General features: G+C 70.4%; 3 protein-coding genes. 2 read left to right on the plus strand and 1 reads right to left on the minus strand.

What is annotated here, in order from left to right; translation table 11 throughout:
* Positions 1 to 73: 73 nt before the first annotated feature.
* Complete coding sequence (locus ABT085_RS42495) at positions 74 to 886, minus strand: IS5 family transposase (protein WP_351621364.1); 813 nt, start codon at positions 884 to 886, stop codon at positions 74 to 76.
* 1,485 nt (positions 887 to 2,371) lie between these two features.
* On the opposite strand from ABT085_RS42495, the gene ABT085_RS42500 reads away from it, so the two are divergent.
* Together ABT085_RS42500 and ABT085_RS42505 are read left to right on the plus strand one after the other, a co-directional pair.
* Positions 2,372 to 5,290 carry an SCO1167/SCO6262 family helicase gene (locus tag ABT085_RS42500; protein WP_351621367.1) on the plus strand — a complete coding sequence of 973 codons (2,919 nt, stop codon included), beginning with the start codon at positions 2,372 to 2,374 and terminating at the stop codon, positions 5,288 to 5,290.
* The coding region (locus ABT085_RS42505) for an SWIM zinc finger family protein (protein ID WP_351621370.1) at positions 5,287 to 6,367 on the plus strand (1,081 nt) is incomplete at its 3' end. The genes ABT085_RS42500 and ABT085_RS42505, both read left to right, overlap by 4 nt.

The raw sequence follows: 6,367 nt of genomic DNA on the forward strand, positions 1-6,367 counted from the left end.
CAGCGGGCATGGATCAACGACCCGGCCAAGCGCAGGGAGTCCACACCACAAACCTCATAGCGTCACGACCGTCTCACTGGACTTGAAATCTTCCGAGGCGCCGGGTCATCAGGGTGATGAGTGACCAGGTCAGGTGGGCTTCGCTGTGTTGTGGGAGACGTTCGTAGTCGCGAACGTTGCGGCGGGCGTGCATGATCCAGCCCAGCGTCCGTTCCACTTTCCAACGGCGGGGAAGGACGACGAACCCCTTGGCGCCCCTGGGCCTGGTGACCGTCCTCAAGGTCAGGTGGAGACGGTGCTCGGCCCAGTCGACGAGCTGGCCGGCGTATGCGGAGTCGGCCCAGACCTGGGTGATCTGCGGGTGGGTGATGCGTAGGCGGAACAGCATCTCGCGGGCTGCGTCGCGATCGGTCATGTCCGCGGGGGTCACCATGATCATCATTGGTAGACCCTTGGTGTCGACCGCGATGTGTCTCTTGCGGCCGTTGATCTTTTTGCCGGCGTCGTAGCCGCGGGTGGCCTTCGAGACGGTGTCGGCGGCTTTCACCGATTGTGAGTCGACGATCAGGGTGACGGGGTAGGGGCAGCGGCCGAGGTTCGTACGGATCCGTCGCCTCAGCTGGTCGCGGATCCAGGCAACGGCCCCGGCCCGGCTCCACCGTGCGAAGAAGCCATAGACCGTTTCCCAGGGTGGGAAGTCGGAGGGCAGGGCCCTCCACTTGGCTCCGTTGTCGACGATGTAGCGGATGGCATCGACGATCTCGCGCCTGGGCCACTTCTCGGGGCGCCCGCCTGTCTTGGTCTGGCAGGCCGGGATGGGCAGCAGCGGTTCGAGCAGGGCCCATTCGGCGACGGTGGCGTCGGATGGATAGCGGCGGCGACGCATGTTCGTCATCTTGGAAGATCCTCGTCGATTTTCCCGCTGCCGGCTGATAGCCGATGCGGCCTACACCGACCCGGCGATCCCCGCCGAGAACACCAGACGGTCGGGATGCCCGGAGTCGCTACAGCCTGCAGCCGATGGCGGGTTCACATACGGAACGAGTGACCTCCAGAGCAGCATGATGTCAGGTGTCCCGGTCAAGAACCGCGCTGGCGACGACGCACCCGCAGGCTGGCAACGGTGCAGGGTCTCGGAGCGGATGCCCGCCCGAGACCGCGTCTTACGACGAGGGTCGGGGATCGGAGACTGCCGCTTCCAGTTGCTGTAGGAGGGGGCGGATGAAGCGGCCCCACTGTCTCTCCTCGTCGTCCGCGTCGAACCAGTCGTCAGGCGAGGTGGCGGCGTCCCATTCGTTGAGTTCGGTCAGGGGCGAGGCGCTGTCTGTTCCCAGCTCGGGGTGGCCCAGGATCCACCGGACCCGTTGGGCGAGGTCGTGTACCTGGTGCGCTGCACGGTAGTAGGTGACCTGCGTCGTCGACAGACGGCGAGTAGCGTAGCCGCCGCACTTGCTGCACGGGTCGAACCGCTCGGCCCCAGCATCTGCTCGGCAGTCACCAGCTCGTAGTACCGGCTGAGACCGCGGTCGCGGCCCTGGTGCTGGCAGCTGGGGGAGTGAGCCCGGCCCTCGAACTACCCTGCAGCATCGGTCGTGTACAGCTGCACGGATGCCAGGACGCCCAGCGGCAGACCCGACCCTCCACGCCCTGCACCGTCCTCCCTGACGGGCCTGAAGGGCCGCAGAGCCAGTTGCTCCATGGCCAGCAGCCCGTCCCACACAGGGGAGGGCAAGAAGGAAGCAGCCCGTGACCGACGCCCCCCGGCACACCGCCGCCAAGCGGCTTCACCCAGGGCCTGCACCCGGACATGGCACCCGAGAAACGCGCACGTATCCTGAATGCGGTCGACTGTCGCCGCCGTGAGCGGAAGCCACCAATGGAGCGGCACTTTGTGGCGCCGCCGACGCGGGGATCCGCGTCGTCGGGCTTGGGCGTCCGTGTCCGCAGGGGGCCTGGGAAGGGCGCTGTTTCCTCAGGAGTGTCGCCATGCCGATCGAGTACCAACCGGTAGGCGGAGCCACGAGATGGAGTGTCCACCGATCGCGGAGAGCTTCACTGCGAGGTTGTCCGCTCCGGTAGCGTTGAGGCAATCCGGTCGGTGGACTCGCGGCTGGGGCAATCAGTAGGAAAACCGGCGGCAGGTGCGGCTGGGGGACATCGGCAGAGGAACCAGACGATGGCCACGGTCTACCGCGTGGTGACCATGAACGACGAAGGCCAGGAGCAGAGCGCTCGGTACTTTGATGTGGACGGTCGGGAGATCGATGATCGCCACCTGTTCAGGGGGCGTATCCCTTCCCCGCAACGGCAGGCTGTGGATCCGTCCGTCACTCAGGAGCCGGAGCAGGTATCACCCGTTCCCGGGACCGTCGTGTTCGATCCGGTGTGGTGGGAGGATCTGAGGGGGTGCACGGCTGTGTTCCTGCCGGGCGGTCTCCCGCGCTTCGGACGGATCGCTTTCCACGCCCAGGGTGGGCGGCTGCCGGCCGGTGCTCCCACCGAAGAGCTCCTGGTGGTCCTGCCGCACGGTCGCGGTGGGCGGCGGCAGACCGTTCCTGCGGTGGTGGGCCCGCTCGCCGACGTTTTGCCGTTGCTCCTTGACGAGCCGTCGGAGCGGCTTGCCGCGACAGGTGCCGCATGGCGCCACGCGGCCCTCTACGCGCTGCACATGGCCGGCCGAGGGCTGTTGCTGCCCGGGCTGAGTTCCGGCGGGTACGACGCCTGGAGGCTGGGGCCGTTCTCGCAGGAGGACGCCGGCTGGGTACGGGCGTTGGCCGGATCCCTCGACCCCGCCGCCTACGCGACTCCGTTCGAGCAGGCCGGGCGTGGACGTACTCCGCTGCTTCTGCCGCATCCGTACGACCGGCTGCGTCTGTTCCTGGACGCGGTGGCCGACCTGCTGCCCCGCACGTCCGCTGCTGCCGCCGCCGCTGGGCAGGCCGCTTTCGCTGGTCGGGACCCCAGGCATCTGCCGGGGCTGTGGGGCTGGGCCGCCAAGGTCGCCGACGGCCGGGACGCCGGTGTCCAGCTCTCCCTCCGGCTTGAACTGCCGGACAGGGAGCAGAATTTCGACAGAGTCGACGACGGCTCGGGCACGGGCGGTGCGCACCGCCTCGCAGCGGCGGCGCGGTGTGTGCCCCAGGTGCGTTCGCTGGCGGATCCGTTGCTGCTCGCAGACCTGGCCGAGGTGCGGTGTGGGACCGTGCACGGATTCGGTCCCCGTGACCGTGCGCGGGTCGACGCGATGCTGCGCGCGGCCGCCGAGGTCTGGCCCGCACTCGCCCCACTGCGGGAGTCGGCCGGGCCGGACGTACTGGACGTGGACGACGACGCCTTTCTCGCCCTGCTGGACGACGGCATCGGTGCCCTGGCACGGGTGGGCGTGGCGGTTCACCTGCCGAAGGACCTGGTCCGGGACCTCGTCGTACAGGCAGTCGTCGAGCCCGGGAGTGGTTCGCCGGACGAAGAACCGGAGGGATCGGGCTTCTTCACACCCGACGCGCTGCTCTCCTTCCGCTGGGAGCTGGCGGTGGGCGACCGCACTCTCACCCCTGCGGAGCTCGACCGGCTGGCACAGGCCGGGCGTCCGCTGGTGCGGCTGCGGGACCAGTGGGTCGTCGTCGACGAGGCGCTGGTACGCAAGGCCCGGACCCGCTCACGCGAACTGGGTGCCCTGGAGGCACTGACGGCCGTCCTCACGGGCGAGGTGGCGGGCGACGACGGATCCGTCACCCCGGTGCGGCCGGACGGATGGCTTGCCTCCCTTCGTGACCGGCTGACCGCACCGGAGCACGCCGCAAACGCCGAGCTGCTGCCTCCCGCCGGGCTGGAGGCCACCCTGCGCGGGTACCAGCTGCGCGGCCTGGCCTGGCTCGACCGGCTCACCCGCCTCGGTCTGGGCGCCTGCCTCGCCGACGACATGGGCCTCGGCAAGACGGTCACCGCCATCGCCCTCCACCTGCGCCGGCAGGAGGATCCGAAAACGGCCAACGGACCCGCCCTGGTGGTATGTCCCGCCTCGCTGCTCGGCAACTGGGGGCGGGAGATCGACAGGTTCGCGCCCGGTACGCCCTGGCGCCGCCATCACGGACCCGCACGCGACCTCGGTGACATCCAGCCCGGGGAGATCGTCCTCACCACCTACGGCACACTCCGCCGTGACCTGTCCGACCTTCGCGAGGCCGGACCCTGGGGACTCGTCATCGCCGACGAGGCGCAGCACGCCAAGAACCCCGCCTCGGTCACCGCCAAGGCCATGCGCGCCCTCCCCGCCCAGGCCAGGGTGGCGCTCTCCGGCACACCGGTGGAGAACAACCTCACCGAACTCTGGGCGCTCCTGGACTGGGTTACCCCCGGTCTGCTCGGCCCGCTCACCGCCTTCCGGGACCGCTACGGCCGGGCCGCCGAACGCGCCGCCCGCGGCAGCGAGGCCGAGACCGACGCGGCGGCCGCCGGACGGCTCGGCCGCCTCATCCGCCCCTTCGTGCTGCGCCGCCGCAAGACTGACCCGGGCATCGCCCCCGAACTGCCGCCCAAGACCGAGACCGACCACCCGGTCCGGCTGACCCGGGAACAGGCGGTGCTGTACGAGGCACAGGTACGGGAATCGATGGACGAGATCCGTAACGCACAGGGCATCACCCGGCACGCCCTGGTCCTCAAACTCCTCACCGCGCTCAAGCAGATCTGCAACCATCCCGGCCACTACCTGAAGGAGGACACGGCGGCCCGCCTCACCGGACGCAGCGGCAAACTCGAACTCCTCGACGACCTGATCGACGTCCTCCTGGCCGAGAACGCATCCGTGCTGGTCTTCACCCAGTACACGAGGATGGCTCGGATGCTGGAGGCGCACCTGGCCCGGCGCGAAGTCCCAACACTCCTGCTACACGGCGGGACACCGGTGCACCGCCGAGAGGAGATGGTCGACGCCTTCCAGAGGGGCGAGGTCCCGGTGTTCCTGCTGTCCCTGAAGGCAGCCGGCACCGGCCTCAACCTCACCCGGGCGTCCCATGTCGTCCACTACGACCGCTGGTGGAACCCCGCCGTCGAGGACCAGGCCACCGACCGCGCCTACCGTATCGGCCAGACCCAGCCGGTCCAGGTCCACCGGCTGATCACCGAGGGCACCGTCGAGGAGCGCATCGCACAGCTCATCTCGTCCAAGCGTGACCTGGCGGACTCGGTCCTCGGCGGAAACCGGGGGGAGGCCGCGATCAGCGACCTGACCGACGACGAACTCTGCGACCTGGTCGCCCTGCACACCGCCACCGACCGGAGCAGCCGATGAGCCGCAACGGCACAGGCAAGCGCCCCGGCGACCTGGTCCTCCCGAAGCCTGCGCCGGTACCGGGACAACGCAAGCTGACGGACGGGCCGTGGGGCGCCTTGTGGATCGCCGCCCTGGAAGGCCCCCGCGGAGGGGACGTCGGGCACGCGGCCAGGCTCGACCGTGCCCGCACCTACGCCCGGCGCGGGGCGGTCGGCGACATCACCGTACGCGCGGGCGAACTGTCCGCCCGGGTCACCGGCAGCGGCCGCCGCCCCTACAGCGTCACGCTCCGAGTTCCCGCACTGCCCGAGGCGGAGGCGGACCGGCTGCTCGAGTCATGGACGGACGACGTCGACGCCGCCGCCGAACTGTCCCGTGGGGAGCTCGGCGAGGCAACCGCGCGCATCGCCGTCGCCGAAGACATCGCCCTGGTACCCGGACCCGCCCTCACCGACTACGCATGCACCTGCCCCGACTGGGGCTTTCCCTGCAAACACGCGGCAGCGCTCTCCTACCAGTACGCCCGGGCCATCGACGCCCGCCCCGACGCCCTCCTGCTGCTGCGCGGCCACCACTTGGACCTCGTGCGTGAGGAAGCAGCGCTCCGGTGCGCCGAACGCGAGGCCGCCGCTGCCGAAGAGGCGGAAGTGACCAGGGCGCGCGCGGGTCGCGGTGTCCCGGCAGGCGAGGCGTTCACGCGGGCCCGGCAGAAAGGCGGACTGCCTCCGCTGCCGGAGCTTCCCGCGCCGACGACCGGACCCGTCACCGTCGGACCGTTCCCGGATCCGGGCCACGAGGACAGCCTTGTCGCCCCCGACCGGCTGCGCACGCTGGCCGACGACGCCGCCCACCGTGCCGCCGACGCCTACAGCCACGCGGTCGCCACCACAGACACCCCCGCCGCCCGGCTCTGGCTCGACACCGACCCCTGGCTGGACACCGTCCGGCGCGCGGCACGAGCGGACGGCGACCCTCGCGTCGTCGGCCGCCTGCTGAACAGTTCAGACCAGGCGCGCGCCCGGCTCGCGCGAGCAAGCGCGGCGTGGAAGCACGGGGGCCAACCCGCACTGGCCGTCCTCGACGGAGGCCAGGTGC

This window comes from Streptomyces sp. NPDC002265 (assembly GCF_040296125.1).
In the GTDB taxonomy this organism is placed as follows: Bacteria; Actinomycetota; Actinomycetes; order Streptomycetales; family Streptomycetaceae; genus Streptomyces.

Bases quoted from the DNA above. Each gene is read 5' to 3' on its own strand.
- ABT085_RS42495 (WP_351621364.1), bottom strand. From the start codon at position 886: ATGCGTCGCCGCCGCTATCCATCCGACGCCACCGTCGCCGAATGGGCC.